This window comes from Nocardia sp. NPDC004582, assembly GCF_053602115.1.
Genome location: NZ_JBSGCY010000009.1, coordinates 25065 through 43171 on the forward strand (window position 1 = coordinate 25065; position 18107 = coordinate 43171).

Annotated in this window: 17 protein-coding genes; 11 read left to right on the forward strand and 6 right to left on the reverse strand. The window is 67.7% G+C overall.

Annotated features, from left to right (window positions below; genetic code table 11):
• Positions 1-4: 4 nt before the first annotated feature.
• Positions 5-1255 carry an acyl-CoA dehydrogenase family protein gene (locus ACWELJ_RS04825; RefSeq protein WP_452364839.1) on the forward strand — a complete coding sequence of 417 codons (1251 nt, stop codon included), beginning with the start codon at positions 5-7 and terminating at the stop codon, positions 1253-1255.
• A 239-nt stretch (positions 1256-1494) separates the two neighbouring features.
• On the opposite strand, the gene ACWELJ_RS04830 is transcribed toward ACWELJ_RS04825, so the two are convergent.
• Together ACWELJ_RS04830 and ACWELJ_RS04835 are read right to left on the reverse strand one after the other, a co-directional pair.
• A complete protein-coding gene (locus tag ACWELJ_RS04830) occupies positions 1495-2076 on the reverse strand; it encodes a hypothetical protein (RefSeq protein WP_452364840.1) in 582 nt (193 codons plus the stop codon).
• 118 nt (positions 2077-2194) lie between these two features.
• A complete protein-coding gene (locus ACWELJ_RS04835) occupies positions 2195-2593 on the reverse strand; it encodes a hypothetical protein (protein ID WP_452364841.1) in 399 nt (132 codons plus the stop codon).
• A gap of 221 nt (positions 2594-2814) precedes the next feature.
• Here ACWELJ_RS04835 and ACWELJ_RS04840 point away from each other — a divergent pair, with 221 nt between their 5' ends.
• The 3 genes from ACWELJ_RS04840 to ACWELJ_RS04850 are packed head-to-tail and all read left to right on the forward strand — an operon-like array spanning position 2815 to position 4826.
• Positions 2815-3579 carry a GntR family transcriptional regulator gene (locus ACWELJ_RS04840; protein WP_452364842.1) on the forward strand — a complete coding sequence of 255 codons (765 nt, stop codon included), beginning with the start codon at positions 2815-2817 and terminating at the stop codon, positions 3577-3579.
• 14 nt (positions 3580-3593) lie between these two features.
• Complete coding sequence (locus tag ACWELJ_RS04845; protein ID WP_452364843.1) at positions 3594-4256, forward strand: YdcF family protein; 663 nt, start codon at positions 3594-3596, stop codon at positions 4254-4256.
• Between the two features lie 54 nt (positions 4257-4310).
• The gene (locus ACWELJ_RS04850; RefSeq protein WP_452364844.1) at positions 4311-4826 is read left to right on the forward strand and encodes an O-acetyl-ADP-ribose deacetylase; all 516 of its coding nucleotides are present in this window, start codon (positions 4311-4313) and stop codon (positions 4824-4826) included.
• 6 nt (positions 4827-4832) lie between these two features.
• Here the strand turns inward: ACWELJ_RS04850 and ACWELJ_RS04855 are convergent, their stop codons facing one another.
• Entirely contained in the window at positions 4833-5198 is a 366-nt protein-coding gene (locus tag ACWELJ_RS04855; RefSeq protein ID WP_452364845.1) for a VOC family protein, read from the reverse strand.
• Positions 5186-5803, reverse strand: a complete 618-nt coding sequence (locus tag ACWELJ_RS04860; RefSeq protein ID WP_452364846.1) for a GNAT family N-acetyltransferase — start codon at positions 5801-5803, stop codon at positions 5186-5188. The genes ACWELJ_RS04855 and ACWELJ_RS04860 overlap by 13 nt, the downstream gene beginning before the upstream one ends.
• A 200-nt stretch (positions 5804-6003) precedes the next feature.
• Between ACWELJ_RS04860 and ACWELJ_RS04865 the strand changes: the two genes are divergently transcribed.
• On the forward strand, positions 6004-6951 hold the full coding sequence (locus ACWELJ_RS04865) for a serine hydrolase (protein WP_452364847.1): 948 nt from the start codon (positions 6004-6006) through the stop codon (positions 6949-6951).
• Between the two features lie 9 nt (positions 6952-6960).
• Here ACWELJ_RS04865 and ACWELJ_RS04870 read toward each other — a convergent pair whose 3' ends face one another.
• Positions 6961-7767 (reverse strand): SDR family oxidoreductase, encoded by an 807-nt coding sequence (locus ACWELJ_RS04870; protein WP_452364848.1) that lies wholly within the window; start codon positions 7765-7767, stop codon positions 6961-6963.
• Positions 7768-8236: 469 nt separating this feature from the next.
• Between ACWELJ_RS04870 and ACWELJ_RS04875 the strand changes: the two genes are divergently transcribed.
• The 5 genes from ACWELJ_RS04875 (at position 8237) to ACWELJ_RS04895 (ending at position 15056) form a co-directional block, all read left to right on the forward strand.
• Positions 8237-9892, forward strand: a complete 1656-nt coding sequence (locus ACWELJ_RS04875) for an acyl-CoA synthetase (protein ID WP_452364849.1) — start codon at positions 8237-8239, stop codon at positions 9890-9892.
• A gap of 226 nt (positions 9893-10118) precedes the next feature.
• A complete protein-coding gene (locus tag ACWELJ_RS04880; protein WP_452364850.1) occupies positions 10119-11774 on the forward strand; it encodes an acyl-CoA synthetase in 1656 nt (551 codons plus the stop codon).
• A 143-nt stretch (positions 11775-11917) separates the two neighbouring features.
• On the forward strand, positions 11918-12493 hold the full coding sequence (locus tag ACWELJ_RS04885) for a hypothetical protein (protein WP_452364851.1): 576 nt from the start codon (positions 11918-11920) through the stop codon (positions 12491-12493).
• A 350-nt stretch (positions 12494-12843) separates the two neighbouring features.
• Positions 12844-14199, forward strand: coding sequence for a PepSY-associated TM helix domain-containing protein (locus ACWELJ_RS04890; RefSeq protein ID WP_452364897.1), 1356 nt, complete (start codon positions 12844-12846; stop codon positions 14197-14199).
• Positions 14200-14333: 134 nt separating this feature from the next.
• Positions 14334-15056 (forward strand): hypothetical protein, encoded by a 723-nt coding sequence (locus ACWELJ_RS04895; RefSeq protein ID WP_452364852.1) that lies wholly within the window; start codon positions 14334-14336, stop codon positions 15054-15056.
• Between the two features lie 104 nt (positions 15057-15160).
• On the opposite strand, the gene galK is transcribed toward ACWELJ_RS04895, so the two are convergent.
• Entirely contained in the window at positions 15161-16273 is a 1113-nt protein-coding gene (galK, locus tag ACWELJ_RS04900; protein WP_452364853.1) for a galactokinase, read from the reverse strand.
• Between the two features lie 272 nt (positions 16274-16545).
• On the opposite strand from galK, the gene ACWELJ_RS04905 reads away from it, so the two are divergent.
• Positions 16546-18063 (forward strand): diguanylate cyclase domain-containing protein, encoded by a 1518-nt coding sequence (locus tag ACWELJ_RS04905; RefSeq protein WP_452364854.1) that lies wholly within the window; start codon positions 16546-16548, stop codon positions 18061-18063.
• Positions 18064-18107 lie beyond the last annotated feature (44 nt).

The window sequence follows — 18107 nt, forward strand, 5'->3', positions numbered from 1 at the left end:
ACTCATGATCAATCTCGAACTCCCCAAGAAGCTGCGGGCCAGCGCCAACCAGGCCCACCAGGTCGCGCAGGAGATCTTCCGTCCCGCGTCGCGCAAGTACGACCTGGCCGAGCACGAATACCCGGTCGAGCTGGACACCATGGCCGCCATGGTCGAGGGCCTGTCCGACTCGGGTTCCGCCGACGTCTCCGGCGCCACCGGCGGCCGTAAGGCCGGCGAGTCCACCGAGGGCGCTGGGTCTTCTAAAGACGCGCACGCCACCGAGCTGCTCGGAAACACCAACGGCGGCAATATGTCCGCGCTGATGAACGCGCTCGAGACCTCGTGGGGCGACGTCGGCCTGATGCTGTCGATCCCCTACCAGGGTCTGGGCAACGCCGCCATCGCCGCGGTCGCCACCGACGAGCAGTTGGCGCGTTTCGGCAAGGTGTGGGCCGCCATGGCCATCACCGAGCCGTCCTTCGGCTCGGACTCCGCGGCGGTCACCGCCACCGCCACCCTCGACGGTGACGAGTGGGTCCTCAACGGCACCAAGATCTTCGTGACCGCCGGCTCGCGCGCCACCCACATCGTGGTGTGGGCGTCGGTGGACCGGTCCCTGGGCCGCGCCGCCATCAAGTCCTTCGTGGTTCCCCGGGACGCCAAGGGCCTCACCGTGTCCCGCCTCGAGCACAAGCTCGGCATCAAGGCGTCCGACACCGCGGAGATCCGTTTCGAGGACTGCCGCATCCCGAAGGACAACATCCTCGGTTCCCCGGAAGTCAACGTGGAGAAGGGTTTCGCGGGCGTCATGCAGACGTTCGACAACACCCGCCCCCTGGTGGCCGCCATGGCGGTCGGCGTCGGCCGCGCCGCCCTCGAGGAACTCCGCACCGTGCTGACCGAAGCGGGCGTCGAGATCTCCTACGACACCCCCGCCAACAACCAGCACGCCGCCGCCGCGGAATTCCTTCGCCTGGAAGCGGATTGGGAAGCGGCCTACCTGCTGTCCCTCCGCGCCGCCTGGATGGCCGACAACAAGAAGCCCAACTCCCTCGAGGCCTCCATGTCCAAGGCCAAGGCCGGCCGCATGGGCACCGATGTCACCCTCAAGGCGGTCGAGCTCGCGGGCGCCACGGGTTACTCCCAGCGCACCCTCCTGGAGAAGTGGGGCCGCGACTCGAAGATCCTCGACATCTTCGAAGGCACCCAGCAGATCCAGCAGCTGATCGTCGCCCGCCGCGTCCTCGGCCTGGGCAGCGACAAGCTGAAGTAAGTTCTGGCACAACGGAAAACCGGTGCGAGCAGCCTCTCTGCCTCGCACCGGTTTTCTCGTCTCCAGACCACTCACATTGATCATTTTCAACGGTCAGGGCCGTCTCCAGGCCGTCCGCAGGTAGCTCCCACACCGAGGCCGCCGCATCGACCGCGGAGGAGTGGCACATCAATCGCCGGATTGTTCTTCAGACTGCGGACCGACCGAACCTCGGGGGCTGCACGGGTCGATACACGCCTCTAGGATTGCGGGAGCGGCCGCGCTCTTTGGCGGACCTCGATCATGTGGTTGTGTGGTGTCCACGCATCACGCCACTCTGGCACCGCAATGTTGGGCTCAGAGACGCCCAGATCACCGCGGACCGCGACACTGAACTCCTTGCGCAGAACATACGCCTCACGAACGATCAGCAGCCAGTCTGTGTCGCCCGTGAGTTCGCCGTATGCGAACCACTCCAATGTCCATGTACACCTGTTGAGTTCGTCACCGATCGCCACCGCAGCAGGGCTGCCGAGCAACTGTACCTCCTGCCACCGCTGGGTGCGCTCACGCTCGAGTTCACCCAGCTGAACCAGCACTTCTTGCAGTGACGCACCGTGCTGGTCGATCTCACCTGCCCGCAAGCGAACGATGCGTGCGGCCATAGTGTGCATAGCTCTGGTGACGATCAGATAGTCCGAGTACGCCTGTAGTCGACGCTCGTCCCAACGCGTCCCCTGGCTTCGGTTCCATTTGGACCGTTCGTTGACGTACGACGCCAGAAAGGTGATCGCACCACCGATCACCACTCCGCTCAGCGTGCCCAGCAACTGCGATAACACTCCCAAATACTATCCACAACAACCGATCTGCCGAGGTCTCGGCGTCTCGACGGCCTGCCGTCGAACTCACCGGAACGCTGGGCCGACCGCTCCCGACGGCGGCAGCCCGGGCCTGGGTCTACTCGGGAGTCACGGTGATTACGTCAAGTTTGGGGGTGATCGACGGCGGGATTCGACCATCCTCGAAATGGGCGAGGCCGGGGACGATGACGGCCTCGGCGGCGAGACGGGTTGCCTGAGCTTTCAGCCGTGCCAGTGGCGGACGGCCGGTCAGGGGGTCATAGAGGACGATGGCGGCGAGGTCGAATCCGAGTCTTGTGGCCGTCTGGCGGATTTGACTCTCATCCCAAAGCTGGCCGATACCAGATACATCCGTCCTCAGATATCCCAACGCCGTTGGCCTGTACCGCATTACCTCCCCTTCCAGTTCGTCATCGCGATCACTCGATCCGAAACACTCCAGGTAGATCCCGGCGCCGTCGTCCGTCGCATCGCTGTAGGACGCGACTTCCAACAAGCCCCCAGGGAACACGAAGACCCTTGTCCTTCCGCCCACCTCAACTCCTGCCCACCTGTTCGAAAGATCCAGATATTAAGGGTGGTTCTATTCAAGCACCCCGTCGGCCACCAAGCAATAGAGCTGGTTCTAATGCGGTTGCTACGGTTGCGATGAGAATAGAGCTACTCTTAAGCACGATCAGTTCGCATACCAGCGACCGGAGAGCACCCCTTAGCGACATGAGCGGATACCGAGAAGTTGCGGCCGGACTGCGTCAGGCCATCAACGACGGCGAATACCAGCCTGGCGCAACGCTTCCCAAGCAGGAGCAGTTGGCCGAGCGTTACGGCGTCAACATCAAGACGGTTCGCCAGGCGGTTGGCCTGCTGGAAGCCGAGGGACTCGTGACCGCGATCCGGCGGCGCGGCACCGTCGTTCGTGAGCGACCGCCACTTCGGAGGCTCGGCACCGAGCGGTACTCCAAGAGGAAGTGGAAGTACGGAGATACCGTCGCTTTCATCGCCGATCGTGAGGCCTCCGGCCGCTCCTGGGAGCACACCGATCAGACACAGACTGTCGACCTGGTCGAAGCCGATGCGGAAGTCGCAGAGGCCTTCGGACTCGAGCCGGCGACGCTTGTCTACCGACGCGCCCGGATCGTTCGGGACGCGGGCCAACCGACGCACACCCTCACCAGCTACTACCTTCGGGAGCACGTCGAAGGAACACCGTTGGTGGATGCCACACCCGGCCCGGCCGGTCCGGGTGGCGGGTTCGCGGTACTCACACTCCAAGGCTACGAGCCCGACCACATGTCGGAAACGATCTTCGCCCGGATGCCGACCCCGGAGGAGAGCAAAACGCTGGAACTGCCCGCCGGCGAACCGGTGATGATCCTGACACGGCAGACGTACACAGCCGATGATCTTCTAGTCGAGTTTGCCCGCGGCGTCCATGCGGCATCGCGCTTTTCGTGGATATACGATTTTGCGCTGCCCGAGTAGAGGAACCGTTACCGATGACCTTGCCCGCAGAGTTCCGTTCGGATGTCGAAACCCTCTGGGACTACAACCAGATGCATCACACGCCACGACCGGTCGATGTGGGCATCGGGCTCGGTGGTCATGACATCGGCGTCGCCACTTACGCAGCCGAGTTGTATCACGCGGGCATGTTCCCGCTGATCGTGTTCACCGGGGCGAACGCCCCGACTACCGTAGAACGATTTCCCCGCGGCGAGGCGAACCACTTTCGAGAGCACGCCGTCCGGCTCGGGGTGCCGGCCGAGGCGATCCTTGTTGAGCCCAGGGCTACGAACACCGGCGACAACATCGACTTCTCCCGTGTCCTACTCGACCAGCATGGACTTCTCGACTCGACCTCCTCCGTGATGTTGATCTCCCGGCCGTACCAGCAGCGACGGAGCTATGCGATCTGCCGAAAGCGTTGGCCCGGAGTCGATATCACGTGTGGGTCGCTTCCGCTCGCATTGGACGACTACGTGGCGAGTATCGGTGATGTGGAGCGAGTGATAAACATGCTGGTCGGCGACACTCAGCGGGTATGGATCTATCCGGCCGAAGGGTGGGCAATCGAGCAGGATGTGCCGGGCGAGGTGACAGCGGCATACCGAAGGCTTTGCGGAGCCGGATTCACGCGTCGGGTACTGGACGAGGGGTGATGAGGGTTCAGGGGCGACGCGTGCCGGACTACTCGGTCCGGGGAGAATGGGTGGATGGTCGAACTGGTGCTGGTTCGGGGGGATATCACCGAGCAGGAGGTTGATGCTGTGGTGAATGCGGCGAATTCGTCGCTGCTCGGGGGTGGGGGTGTTGATGGGGCCATTCATCGGAAGGGGGGTCCGGCGATTCTGGCCGCGTGCCGTGAACTGCGGGCGTCGCATTATGGGAAGGGGCTGGCTACCGGGGCGGCCGTCGCGACGATCGGTGGGAATCTGCCCGCGCGGTGGGTGATTCATACGGTTGGGCCGGTGTGGTCGGCGCGGGATGATCGGTCCGAGCTGCTGGCCTCCTGCTATCGCGAATCCTTGCGGGTGGCGGATGAGTTGGGTGCGCGGACGGTGGCGTTCCCGGCCATCTCCACCGGCATTTTCGGGTGGCCGATCGATGATGGCGCTCGGATCGCGATCGAGACGGTGCGAGCGGCTGACACCGCGGTGCGGGAAGTGCGTTTCGTACTGTTCAGCCAGGATGCTTACGACTCCTTCGCCAGTGCACAGGGGCGAGCCTGACTCGGCTCAGTCCAGGCAGAACTCGTTGCCTTCGATGTCCTGCATGACCAGGCACGATTCATTGACCTCGTCGGCGAGCAGCAGCCGCTGCCGAACCGCCCCCAGGGCGACCAGTCTGGCGCATTCGGCCTCGAGGGCGGCCACGCGCTCCGCGCCCACGAGACCGGTGCCGACGCGCACGTCCAGATGCAGCCGATTCTTGACGACCTTGCCTTCGGGCACCTGTTGAAAATAGAGGCGCGGGCCCACACCTGCGGGGTCGACGCAGGCTGATCCCTGCTGCTCGTATCCCAATACCTGGCACCAGAACTGAGCGAGGCGCGCGGGATCCGCGCAGTCGAAGGTGACCTGGATCGTTCTTACCGATGCCATTGACTCTCCTGACGGGGTTCGCGGCGCATGCACCAGGTTCGCAGGCCGTTGTCGGCCAGCACGATATCGGCGGTGACTTCGAAGCCCAGGTGGCGGTAGAAGCGGACATTCGCCTCGCTCGAGGTTTCCAAGAAGGCCGGATAGCCTGCGCGAGCGGCTGCTTCGATCCCCGGTCCGAGGCCGGCATTGCCCAGTCCCCGGCCCTGATGTTCGGGGGCGACGCCGACGGTGTGCAGCATCCATCCCGGTTCCTGTGGCCGGTAGGGCTCGATGGCCGCTTCGGCGGCGGCCGCGGCCGCGGATCGGTCGCCGATGAGTTCGTCCAGTTCCACGGCGATCTCGGCGAAGGCGGGCGCGGGGTCCCGGTCGGGGGTGGACCAGGCTGCGACAGCTCGGCCCTCGTCGACGATCCATACTTTCCCGTAGACCATCGCGATGCGGGTCAGGCACAGCTCCTGATAGCGGCGGATTCGTTCCACATGGTTGTCGGCGTCGATCACGTACCGGGTGTAGGGGTAATCGGCGAACGCGCGGGCCAAGGTGTCCACCGCGGTGGGAACATCGGCGTCGGTGATCAGCCGCGCGGTGCCCGTCGATGAGGTCATGCCCAGCCAACGAGCGTCGCGGCGATCTCGTTCCGGCCGGTGCGGCCGCCGATCCGGGAAACACAGCGAACTCTCGAGGTTCGGTAACGGTCGGTCGACCAGCTCATATGGGTGAAACCGGCGGTGCGGACGCGGCGCGGCGGTTGCCGAAATGTGATCTGCGCGGATAGGTTTCGGCGGTGCGTGGATTCAGTAGGCGAATGCTATTGGGGGCGGGGGCACTTACTGCCGGTGCGTTGATACCGGCCGCGGTCGGCCGGGCCGGGGTGCCGGTGATGGGTCCCGCGTTCGACGCGCAATACCGGGCGATCACCAGAGTCGCCGGCGGCCGGTGGCATTGCCTGGTGACCGATCTGGGCTCGGGGACGCCGGTGCCGGTCGTGGAGGAGGACGCCGACTTCGTGATCGAGGGCGCCAGCGTGCAGAAGCTGGCGGTGATGGCGGCGCTCATGACCGAAGTGGACGCGGGCCGGGTGAAGCTGTCGGACACCACGACGCTGGACGCCGATATCATCGCCGAGGGCAGCGGGCTGTATCTGAATCAGGCCGCGTTCGGGGATCAGCTGACCGTCGCGAATCTGCTGACCACCATGCTGCAGGTTTCGGACAACACCGCGGTGCGACTGCTGTCGCGGTTCGTGTCGGGCGATCAGGTCAACGAGACCCTGGATCGACTGGGGTTCAAGCAGACTCGCGTGGTGCCGCTGCCCGGGGAGAGCCGGTTCTATCTGGGCGTCACCACGGCGCGCGAGAACAATGACCTGTTGTACCGGCTGGCTTCGGGGGCGTTGCTGTCACAGGAGTCGACGCAGGCGGTGCTGCGGATCATGGCGTGGACGTCGGTCGGCTACACCGACGGTGTCCGGCGCAATATGTCCTCGCAGGAGCGGGCCCGTTTCGCCACCAAACACGGTGCGTCCGATGACAAACGGCACGATACGGGCGTCATGTTCGACGAGGCCGGGGCACCGTCGGTGGTGTTCTCGTTCTTCGCCGATCAGGCTCCCGACGCCGACAATTACGGGGCCACGAATCCGGTGGTGGAAGCGCACGCCGCGCTGGGCCGCGCGTTGCTCGACACGTACACGCATCTGTCGCCGTTGCAGTCGTTCATCGATCCGAAGAAGATCGCGGCGGGCGGGCACTGAGCGGGAAGCTCAGCCCGCCAACATGTTTCGCATGGCGGTGAACACCTCGGACGCGCCGCCCAGCGACCAGCCGCCGTCGACGGGGATGATCGCGCCGTTGACGTAGGCGGCGTAGGGCGAGGCCAGCCACAGGCAGCAGTCGGCGATCTCCTGGGCGGTGCCGTAGCGGCCCATGGGCACCGATCCGGCCACCAGATCGGCCATTTCGGGTGTGGGCGCCAGGCGCGCCATGCCCTCGGTGTCCTGGATCGGCCCGGGCACCACCGCGTTGACCCGGATGCCGTGATGACCCCACTCGAGCGCCGCGCATCGGGTGAGCATGTCCACGCCCGCCTTGGCCGCGCACGCGTGCGCCTGCATCGCCATCGGAAGGGTCGACTGCGGCGCGGAGATGGTGATGACCGACGCCCCGGGCGTGCGCAGATGCTCGCGGCCCGCGCGCAGCACATTGAAGGTGCCCTTCAGATCGATGTCCACGACCGCCGCGAACGCGCCCGCCGACATGGTGTCCGCCGCGGCGGGAAAGTTCCCGGCCGCCCCGGACACCAGCACGTCCAGCTCCCCGATCTCCCCGCAGATGGCGGCGATCCCCTGCGCCACCCCGTCGTAGTCGCGCACGTCCGCGGCGAAGCCGAGCACGGTGCCCCCGCTCTCCCCGATCGAGTCGACGGCGGTGCGCACCTTGTCCGGCGAGCGCGACAGCACCCCCACCGAGGCCCCCGCCCGCGCGAACGCCAGCGCCACACCGAGATTGATTCCGCTGGTGCCACCGGCCACGAATACGGTCCGGCCGGAGTAATCGAAGAGGTCGCTCATCTCCTGATTCTGCGGCGATTCCCCCGCCGTGGGGTCGGGTTCGCGCGGTTCGATGCGGGCTCGCGACCGGTTCGGGCCGAGACACCGGGCGCGGGCCTGAGCACCCCGGAAACACGAACAGCCCGCCGGTCCTCCGGCGGGCTGTTCGTGCGTTCTACAGCGCGGTCACACGTTCTGCCTACAGCGCGGTCAGCGCGGCACTTCCGGTGCCCAGGGCGGTGACGATGTTGGCAAGCACGGCGAGCAGTTCCATGTGAGTTCCTCATCGGTTTCGGGATCGGAAACACGCAGCCTGGGCGACGCGGGTGACGTGCGCACGACGGCGGGGTTAACAATCCGGGGAATTTCGCGAATCATACCGATGCCCGATGTGACCGGAAATGTGTAACCGGCGTCACATGCCCCTGTTACGGTGGCGCTACCGCCGCCGGGTGAGGCGGCGGGCGTCTCGTCAACGGAGGTGGTCCGCATGGCCTCGGTTCTGCATTCGACTCGGCAGCGCATGGCGCACACCGGCGAGGCGCTCAAGGGACTGCGGCGGTTGCGAGAATTGGGGTTGAGCGACCCGTCGGATCCGGTCGAGACGGTGCGATTGCTCAGGGACGCACGGGTTTTCGGCCCGCCCGCGACGGCGGTGCGCCGGGCCGCGCGCATGTTCCCGGATCTGCCCGGCCTGGCCGATGAGCGTGGTGAGCTCACCTACCGCGAGCTGGATCAGCGGTCCAACGCCCTGGCCCGCGGCCTGCAGCGCAACGGCGTACGCCCCGGCACCGTGGTGGGCGTGCTCGCCCGCGACCACCGCGGCCTGATCCTGACCATGGCCGCTCTGGGCAAGCTCGGGGCGCGGCTGGCGCTGATGAACACCGGCTTCGCCAAACCCCAGTTCGCGCAGGTGTGCGAGCGCGAGAACGTGCGAGTCGTATTGCACGACAGCGAATTCCTGGGCCTGCTCGACGCTCTGCCCGAGGATCTGCCCCGCATCCTGACCTGGGTCGACGAGGGCGCCGAAATACCGTCCGGCGCGAAGACTCTCGACGAGCTGATCGAATCCAACGCGCGGACGCCGCTGCCCGCGCCGAAGAAGCCGGGCGGCTTCATCATCCTCACCTCCGGCACCACCGGCCTGCCGAAGGGCGCGCCGCGCGAACGCACCGGTCCGCTGTCGACCGTGCAGATGGTGGACCGCATCGACTTCCCGCACCGGGGCACGATGGTGATCGTCTCCCCCATCTTCCATTCCACCGGTTTCGCGACCTGGCTGACCGGGTGCGCGTTCGGCAACAAGGTGGTGACCGCCCGCCGCTTCGACGCCGAGCGCACGCTGCGCCTGATCGCCGAGCACCAGGCGGACATGCTGGTGGCGGTGCCGACCATGCTGCATCGCATGGTGGAGCTGGACAAGGAGATTCGCCAGAAGTACGACACTTCCTCGCTGAAGGGGATCGTGCTGGCGGGGTCGGCGTTGTCACCGGAGCTGTCGGTGCGCACCGCCGAGGTGTTCGGCCCGGTGCTCTACAACCTCTACGGCTCCACCGAGTGCGCGATCGCCTCGGTGGCGCGGCCGGAGGATCTGACCGTGGCTCCGGGCACGGCCGGGAAGGCCCCGCTCACCTGCGAGGTGGCCCTGTTCGACGACGACGGCCGCCGCGTGCTGGCCAAGAATGTCACCGGCCGCGTCTTCATCCGGTCGGGTTCCCCGTTCAAGGGCTACACCGACGGCCGCAAGAAGGAGGTCATCGACGGCTACATGTCCAGCGGCGACGTCGGGCATTTCGACGACCGCGGACTGTTGTTCATCGACGGCCGCGACGACGACATGATCGTCTCCGGCGGCGAGAACGTCTTCCCGCAGGAGGTGGAGAACCTGCTGTTGGAGCGACCCGACATCTTCGACGCGGCCGTGGTCGGCGTGGACGATGTCGAGTTCGGTAAGCGGCTGCGCGCGTTCGTGGTTCCCGAACCGGGTGCGCAACTCGACGCCGAGGAGATCAAGGCACACGTGAAGGCGAACCTGGCCCGCTACAAGGTGCCGCGCGATGTCTTCTTCCTCGACGATCTCCCCCGCAACGCGACCGGAAAACTGCTGCGCCGCGTCCTGGTCGAATACGTGCCGCCCGCCGCCTGAACCGCCGCCGCGACCTGCACAACCTTCCCGGTCCGACCGGCCGCGACACGGTGGCAATCCTGGGATTCGCGCCACGAGCTGCGAGGTTTATTCGTAACCGCGAGTAACGGAGACCTCGGCCACATCCCCGCGGCCGGTGCTTGCTAGGGTTAGCACCGCACTGGATCTCGATGTTGTGGTCCGTCGGCGGACTCGTCCGGCAGGGGGACCGCGGAAGGTTGTACCCATGTCACTTCCATCGGCGGGCACGGTTCTACGCAAGGCCGGCGATACCGCTATGAGCGTCAATGCCATGGTCCGAGGGGGGCTGTTCAATCCGCTGCGCCCCGATCACGCGGTGCGCTCGGCGATCAACGTGTTGAAGTTCGGCCCCTTCGCGGGCGCGGTCGTGCACGCCGCCAACACCAATCCGAAGTCCGCCGCCATCGTCGACGAGCGTGGTGAGCTCACCTTCGAACAGCTCGACAAGCAGTCGACCGCGCTGGCCCGCGGCCTCGCCGCGCAGGGCCTGGGCCCCGGCGACGTGATCGGCGTGCTGGCCCGCGACCACCGCGGCATGGTGCTGAGCCTGGTCGCCGCCGGCAAGCTGGGCGTGCGCGCGGTGCTGATGAACACCGGTTTCGCCAAGCCGCAGTTCACCGATGTGGCGGTGCGCGAGAAGGTCAAGGCGGTGCTGCACGACAGCGAGTTCTTCGACCTGATGTCGGCGATCCCGGCCGAGATTCCGCGCATCCTGACCTGGGTCGACGAGAAGGACAATGCCGACCCCTCGATTCCGACCATCGAGTCGGTCGCGGCCGGACAGTCCACCGCGCCGCTGACGCCGCCGGAGAAGCCGGGCGGCATGGTCATCCTGACCTCGGGCACCACCGGCACCCCCAAGGGCGCGCCGCGCGACAAGGTGTCGCCGTTCATCACGGCCCAGTTCCTGGATCGAATCCCGTTGCCGCGCAACAGCACCGTGGTGATGGCCGCCCCGATCTTCCACGCCACCGGCCTGTCGCAGTTCACGCTGTCGATCGCGCTCGGCAACCGGGTGGTGTTCCAGCAGCGCCGCTTCGACCCCGAGACCACCCTCGCCAACCTGGTGAAGTACCGGGCGCAGGGCCTGACCGTGGTGCCGACCATGCTGCAGCGCATCCTCGACCTGCCGCCGGAGACCCTGGCCAAGTACGACCCGAAGCGGACCCTGCGCGTCATCTTCGCGGCCGGCTCGGCCATCCCGCCGGACGTCGTCACCCGCACCCTCGACTACTTCGGCGAGACGCTCTACAACGTGTACGGCTCCACCGAGTGCGCGGTCATGACCGTGGCCACCCCGAGCGAGCTGCGCAAGGCCCCGACCACCGCGGGCAAGGCGCCGGTCGGCATCCGGGTCGCGCTGTACGACGAGAACCGCAAGCGCATCACCGCGCCCAACGTGACCGGCACGATCTTCATCGAGAACGGGCACTCGTTCAAGCAGTACACCGACGGCCGCACCAAGGAGTACGTGGACGGGCTGATGTCCTCGGGCGACGTCGGCCACTTCGACACCGACGGGCTGCTGTTCATCGACGGCCGCGACGACGACATGATCGTCTCCGGCGGTGAGAACGTCTTCCCGCAGGAGGTCGAGAACCTGCTGTCCAACCGGCACGACATCCTCGAGGCCGCCGTGGTCGGCGTCGACGACCGCGATTTCGGCAAGCGGCTGCGCGCCATCGTGGTTCCCGGTCCCGACTCCAAGCGCGACGTGCAGGAGATCAAGGACTACGTGAAGGAAAACCTGGCCCGGTACAAGGTGCCGCGCGAGGTCATCTTCCTCGACGAGCTGCCGCGCAACGCCACCGGCAAACTGCTGCGCAAGCCGCTCATCGAGATGGACGTCACAGAGCGCTAGGGTCTTCGCCGCGGGTTCGCCACCAGCGGGTTTCCGCGCCCCGACCGGGTGCGGAAGACCTTCGTGACAAGTGTTTCTCGTGCCCCGCCGCCCGGCAGCGGGGCACGAGCGTCCCAGCGCAGCGCGATCGCTATCATCAGCGCGTGAGTTTCGAATCCGGCCGCCGCACGGCGCAATTCCGCAGTGATGCTGCGGTGCTGCGCGGTGGGGCGGCCGGTTCGGTTTCCGGTGCGCTCGCGATGGCCGCGCACGGCTGGATCTCGGGGGCCGCGCCCCTGGAATCGGGGCCGTTGACGCTGCTGGTCGCCGTCTCCGCCGCGGTCGGCGCGGCGGTGGCGAGCGTACCCGCGCTGCGCTCCACCGTCACCGGCCTGCTGGCCGCGCTGATCGGCGGGCAACTGCTGGGCCACTTCGCCATGATGTGGGGTTCGCCGGGGAGCATGCACCACATGCACCACACCGCCTCGATGTGGAGCCCGGCCATGCTGGCCGCGCACGTCACGGCGGCGTGTGTGGCGGCCGTTGTCATTCTGGGCGCCGAGGCGGCCTACCGGATCGGCACCACGGTGCTGGCCCGGGTACTGCCGCTGCCCATTTCACTGCCGGTGCTGTCGGGGCCGCCACTGCTGCCCATCCCGCACCGGGATCTGGTCGTGCTGCGGATCTTCGCGGCCGACGTCTTCCGCACGCGTGGTCCGCCCGCGCTCGTTCGAGTCTGAATCCTTACTTTCATCCGGGCACACGGACTTTCACGTCCGTGTGACATCGCTGTGTGTCCGCGACCGTCGCGGTGCTGACATCCGCGTCCCGGTATCCCATGACCGCTGTGCGCCGCGGTGGCAGTCGCGTGCGCGCCACGAGGGGGTCATGGGCTGCCCGGACCGGCACCGCATCGACGTGTCCGGGTTCCCCGCATCCCGGGTGTTCACTCGAACCCGAAAGACCTTTGGTGACAATCACTGACAGCGGTGTCGCGACGACACCGCCACCCTCCCCTGCCCCGACGCCGGAACCACCGGCGTCCGGGAAGCCCCCGAAACGCGGCGCGGGCAATGCCTTCCAGGCGCTCATGCTGCGGCTGCACTTCTACGCGGGCGTCTTCGTGGCACCGTTCATCCTGATCGCGGCCGTGACCGGTGCGCTGTACGCGATCTCGCCGACGCTGGAGAACATCACCTCCAGCGGGCTGCTGCACACGGATTCGACCGGGCCCGCCAAGCCGTTGAAGGAGCAGATCGCGGCGGCACAGGCGGCCGAGCCTGCGCTGGCGCTGGTCGCGGTCGCTCCCGGCCAGAACGCCGGTGACACCACGCGCGTCATCTTCAGCGATCCGTCGCTGGGTGAGTCCGAACGCCGTGCCGTGTTCGTCGATCCGGTCACCGCGCGAACGGTGGGCGACGACGTCGTCTACGGCAGCTCGGGCGCGCTGCCCCTGCGCACCTGGATCGACAAGCTGCACAAGGATCTGCACCTGGGCAAGGTCGGCCGGTTCTACAGCGAGACCGCGGCCTCCTGGCTGTGGCTGATCGCGCTGGCCGGACTGGTGCTCTGGTACCGGCGGGTGCGGGCGCGGCGCGAGAAGCGCTCGGCCGGTTGGCTGCTACGCCCGGATCGGTCGCGGCCCCGCGCGCGCACGCTGAATTGGCATGCGGCGGTGGGCGTCTGGATCCTGCCGCTGATCCTGCTGCTGTCGGCCACCGGCATGACCTGGTCGAAGTACGCGGGCGAGAACGTGACCGAGCTGCGCAAGGCCATGAGCTGGCAGACCCCCGCGGTGGACGCCACGCTGCCGGGATCGACCGGTCCGGCCAAGCCCGCGGGCGGCGAGCACGACGGGCACGGCAGCGCGCCCGCGGCGACACCCCCGGCCGGCAAGGCGGCGCTGGCCGACACCGTGTACGGCGTCGCCCGGGCCAACGGCCTGAACGGGCCGCTGGAGATCAGCATTCCGGCCAAGGACGGCACGGCGTTCGTCGCACAGGAACTGCGCCGCCCGGGCCAGTACACCCGTGATGCCATCGCGGTGGACGGCGCGACCGGCAATGTCACCGCCAAGCTGCCCTACGCCGACTGGCCGCTGATGGCCAAGCTGACCAACTGGGGCATCCAGTTCCATATGGGCCTGCTGTTCGGCCTGGTCAATCAGCTGGTGCTGCTGGCGGCGATGATCGGGCTGGGCACGGTGATCGTGCGCGGTTACCTCATGTGGTGGCGGCGTCGCCCGACCAAGGAAGCGAAGCCGGCCGTGGGCAAGGCTCCGCGCCGCGCGATCGCGCAGACTCCGCCGATCGTGCTGCTGCCGCTGGCGGCGGCCGCCGCGGTGGTCGGCTGGTTCGCGCCGATGATCGGCCTGCCGCTGCTGGCCTTCCTGGTGATCGACGTGCTCGTGGGAGTGGGAGCCCGCGTGCGCGCCAAGACCGCCTAGGCACCGAAATTCGCTGAGCGACACGGCCTCCGGGCCGTGCCGCCGGCCGACCACACCCTTTCGCAGGTGTCGCGAACGCGACCTGCGCCTCTTCGTGCGGCCTCTGACCCGCACCGACGAAAGATCGAAAACTGATGAAGCTCAACAAGTTCGCCGTCTCCGCCGCCCTCGTGACCACCGCCCTCGGTGTCACCGCCGGAACCGTGAACGCCGCACCCGCCCCCGCGGACGCCGGTGCCATCAACTACACCGCCACCGCCGGTGAGAAGGACCTGGTCATCCGCACCGACGCCGGTTCGATGGGCGTCGAGAACGGTGTGTTCAAGATCAAGGGCGCCGACGGCACCACGGTCGCCGGAACCGAACTGTCGCTGCGCGTGGACGATTTCGTCTTCCCGGTCGCCACCGAGATCCACGACCGCGTCGCCACGCTGACGCCCCAGGTCGACCTCGCGCACGCCACCTACCAGCCGGTCGCCCTCCCCTTCGAGAACAGCGCCCCCTGGAAGTCCGACTACGAGCGCGAGCAGGCCGCCTGGAGCCGCATGACCAGCACCCTCTCCATGGGCGCGACCGTCGGCACCCTGGCCGGCGGCCTCGGCGGCGCGGCCCTGGGCTGCCTGATCGGCGGCGTCGCCGGCGCCAGTCTTGTCACCATCGGCTCCGCCGGCCTGCTGGCCGCCTTGTTCGTCCCCCTCCTGGGCGCGGCCGGCACCGGCTGCCTGATCGGCGCCAGCGCCGTCGGCTTCCTCGGCACCATCGCCGGCCAGGTCTTCGTCACCGCCCCGGTCGCCATCGCCGCCGCCGTCCAGTACTTCACGACGATCAACCAGCCGTCGATCCAGCCGGCGAAGTAGCCCGAAACCCGCTGCCCGCCATCCGATCCCGGTACCGGCGATGGGATGGCGGGCACGCCTCGGGCGCTGCGCCCCGGGCGAACGGGACGCCTCGACCACCGGGGTCAGGCAAGGCGCCGGGCCCCGGCGGCGGGGGTGGCGGTGAAGATGTGCGGGGCGGTGAATCCCTTGACGGTCAGGGCTTCTCGTATTCGACCGGAAACCTGGGCGGCGCGGCCCTCGTCGATGAGGGCGAGGATGCTGCCGCCGAAACCCGCGCCGGTGAGGCGGGCGCCGTGGGCGCCGGCCGTCAGGGCCGCGGCCACGGCTGTCTCGAGGGCCGGCGCGGAGACTTCGAAGTCGTCGCGGAGGGAGGTGTGGCCGGCGGTGAGCAGGGGGCCGATGGTGCGGGGGTCCGCGCCGGAGCGCAATTGTTCGGCTATTCGCAGGACACGGGCGTTTTCGGTGATGACATGGCGGGCGCGGCGACGGAGCACGGGGTCGGGGAGGCGGTCGGCTTCGGTGGCGGTGGGGACGTCGCGGAGGGTGGGAACGTCGAGTTGGGCTGCGGCGGCGGCACATTCGGCTCGGCGGGTGGCGTAGGCGCTGTCCATGAGGCGGTGCGGTGCGCCGGTGTCGACGATGAGGAGGGTGAGGCCGTGGCGGGCGAGGTCGAAGGGGAGGTGTTCGGACTTGCCGGTGCGGGTATCGAGGAAGAGCAGGTGGCCGGGGGTGCAGAGGAGAGAGGCGGATTGGTCGAGGGTGCCGGTGGGAACGCCGGCGTAGACGTTCTCGGCGGTCCGGGTGATGTCGATCAGGTCGGCGGTGGGGACGCTGGGGGCGAACAGGTCCCGCACGGCGATGGCGACCGAGCAGGTCAGGGCGGCCGAGGAGGACAGGCCCGCACCGATCGGGACGGTGCTGTCGACCGCGATGTCCAGGCCGGGGATCTCGTGGCCGCGGCGCTCGAATTCCCGGATCACGCCCAGGGGATAGCGAGACCACGCGGGGAAGTCGGACCAGCCCGCGGTGGACAACGCGGCGGTGGTGGTGTCGATCGGGTCGCCGGGCGCCTGGGCGGATTCGATGCGCAGCACGCCGTCCGGTCTGGTCCGAATCGCGCAGGTGGTGCCCAGCGGCAGCGCCAGCGGCAGCACGTAGCCGTCGTTGTAGTCGGTGTGCTCGCCGATCAGGTTGACCCGTCCGGGAGCCCACCAGCGTCCCGCCGTCGATTCCACTGTCGGGCTCCTCTTCACCGGGGCGTGCGGGGCGTACGGTTCGATCTGCGGGGAGCATAGCGAGTCTGCCGAAAGCGGCCCTGCGGGTTCGCCGAACTCCGCTCCGGATCGCGCGCATTCATGTCATGATCGGATCGGTTGCCCAATTAGTGGCAGCGCCTTTCTCGACCGGGCACTCCGCCACCACAGCGCGGGGACCTATGCTCGTACCGCAACACACACGGTTGATGATCGGCGGTGTCTTTTCGAGTACTGCTCGGACAGGGGGGCTGGTGGGAACAGACGTACAACCGGCCGAACGGCCATGGCGCTTCAACATCTGCTGGCGCACCGTCCTGTTCATCTGCGGCGTACTGATTCTCGGCCTGCCCCTGGTGATCAACTCCAAGGCGGTGGCGCTGGGCACGCTGTTCGTGTCGGTGGCCATCAGCCTCACCATGATCGGCATGGGGGTGCGCAAATTCCGGCCCCGCCATCCGCTGCCGTGGTACCTGCTCTCCGCGGCCGCCGTGCAATTCGCCATCGGCACCGCGCTGCGCCACATCTCCGATTCCCAGCGCCACCCCTTCGACGACCTGTTCACCCTCAGCGGCTACTGCTGTGTCGGGGTGGCCGCGGTGCTGTGGTTACGCCCGCGCCAGAACAGCACCGACCATGATCTGCTGCTCGATTCGGGCTTGATCGGGCTGGGCGCGCTGCTGCTGTCGTGGACCTTCCTCATCTCACCGGTGCTGCACATGTCCCGGGACCTGGACTTCACCACCGTCACCTGCGTGGCGGACCCGATCGTGGACGCGCTGCTGCTCACCGTGATCGTGCATTCGGTGATCACCTCGGCGCGCTCGGAAACCTCACTGCGCCTGGTGCATCTGGCCATGCTGGTCATCCTCGCCGGTGATCTGGCCTACAACCTGGAGACCGCGGGCTCGGCGGTGATCGGCCGCCAGATCCAATTGCTGCCGCTGCAGCTGGGATTCACGCTGATCGGCGCGGCCGCGCTGCACCCCAGCATGGTGGTGCTGGGCGGGCCGCGCGATATCCATCCGCACCGGTCCCGGCAGCGGGCCAGCATCATCGCCATCGTCATGATCGTGGCCTCGCTGGTGCCGGTGGTCGGCTCCAGCCTGGACACCCTGGACCGCATCGTGGTCTCGTCGCTGTTCGCGCTCCTACTAGCCGGAGTGCTGCTACGCAGCGAGCGCGCCATCGAACGCAGCGCCCGCAGCGAGCGGCGCGCGCAGTATCAGGCAGACCATGACATGCTCACCGGACTCCTGAACCGCGCCGCCCTGCTGCGGGCGCTGCATCGTAATCGGGAGCGGTGGGCCGGACAGCCGTTGGCGCTGCTGTTCATCGACCTCGACGGATTCAAACGGGTCAATGACAGTTACGGGCACGCGGTGGGTGATGAGCTCATCGCCAACGCCGCGGCCCGCATCCGCCGGGTGATCCGCCGCGATGACGCGGCCGCCCGCTATGGCGGAGACGAATTCGTGGTGCTGGCCCCGCTGGCCCGGCCGCACGCCCTGCAGCTGGCCGAACGCCTGCTGGCCACGCTGGGCGAACCGTTCGAGTTGAGCGCGGCCGAGGTGCGCATCGCGGCCAGTATCGGCATCGCGTGCTCCAAACCGCGCGAGACCGAGACCACCGTCTACGAGCTACTGCGCGAGGCGGATTCGGCCATGTACCACGCCAAGGAATACTCCCTCGGCTACATCTTCCACGACGACCTGCGGCGCAACCGCCCCGAGCCGGGCCCGCTCACCTGGCAGCGCGAATCCGCGGTCTGAGCGCGCGGTAGCGGCCGCGTACGGCCCAACCCATACGAAAAAGG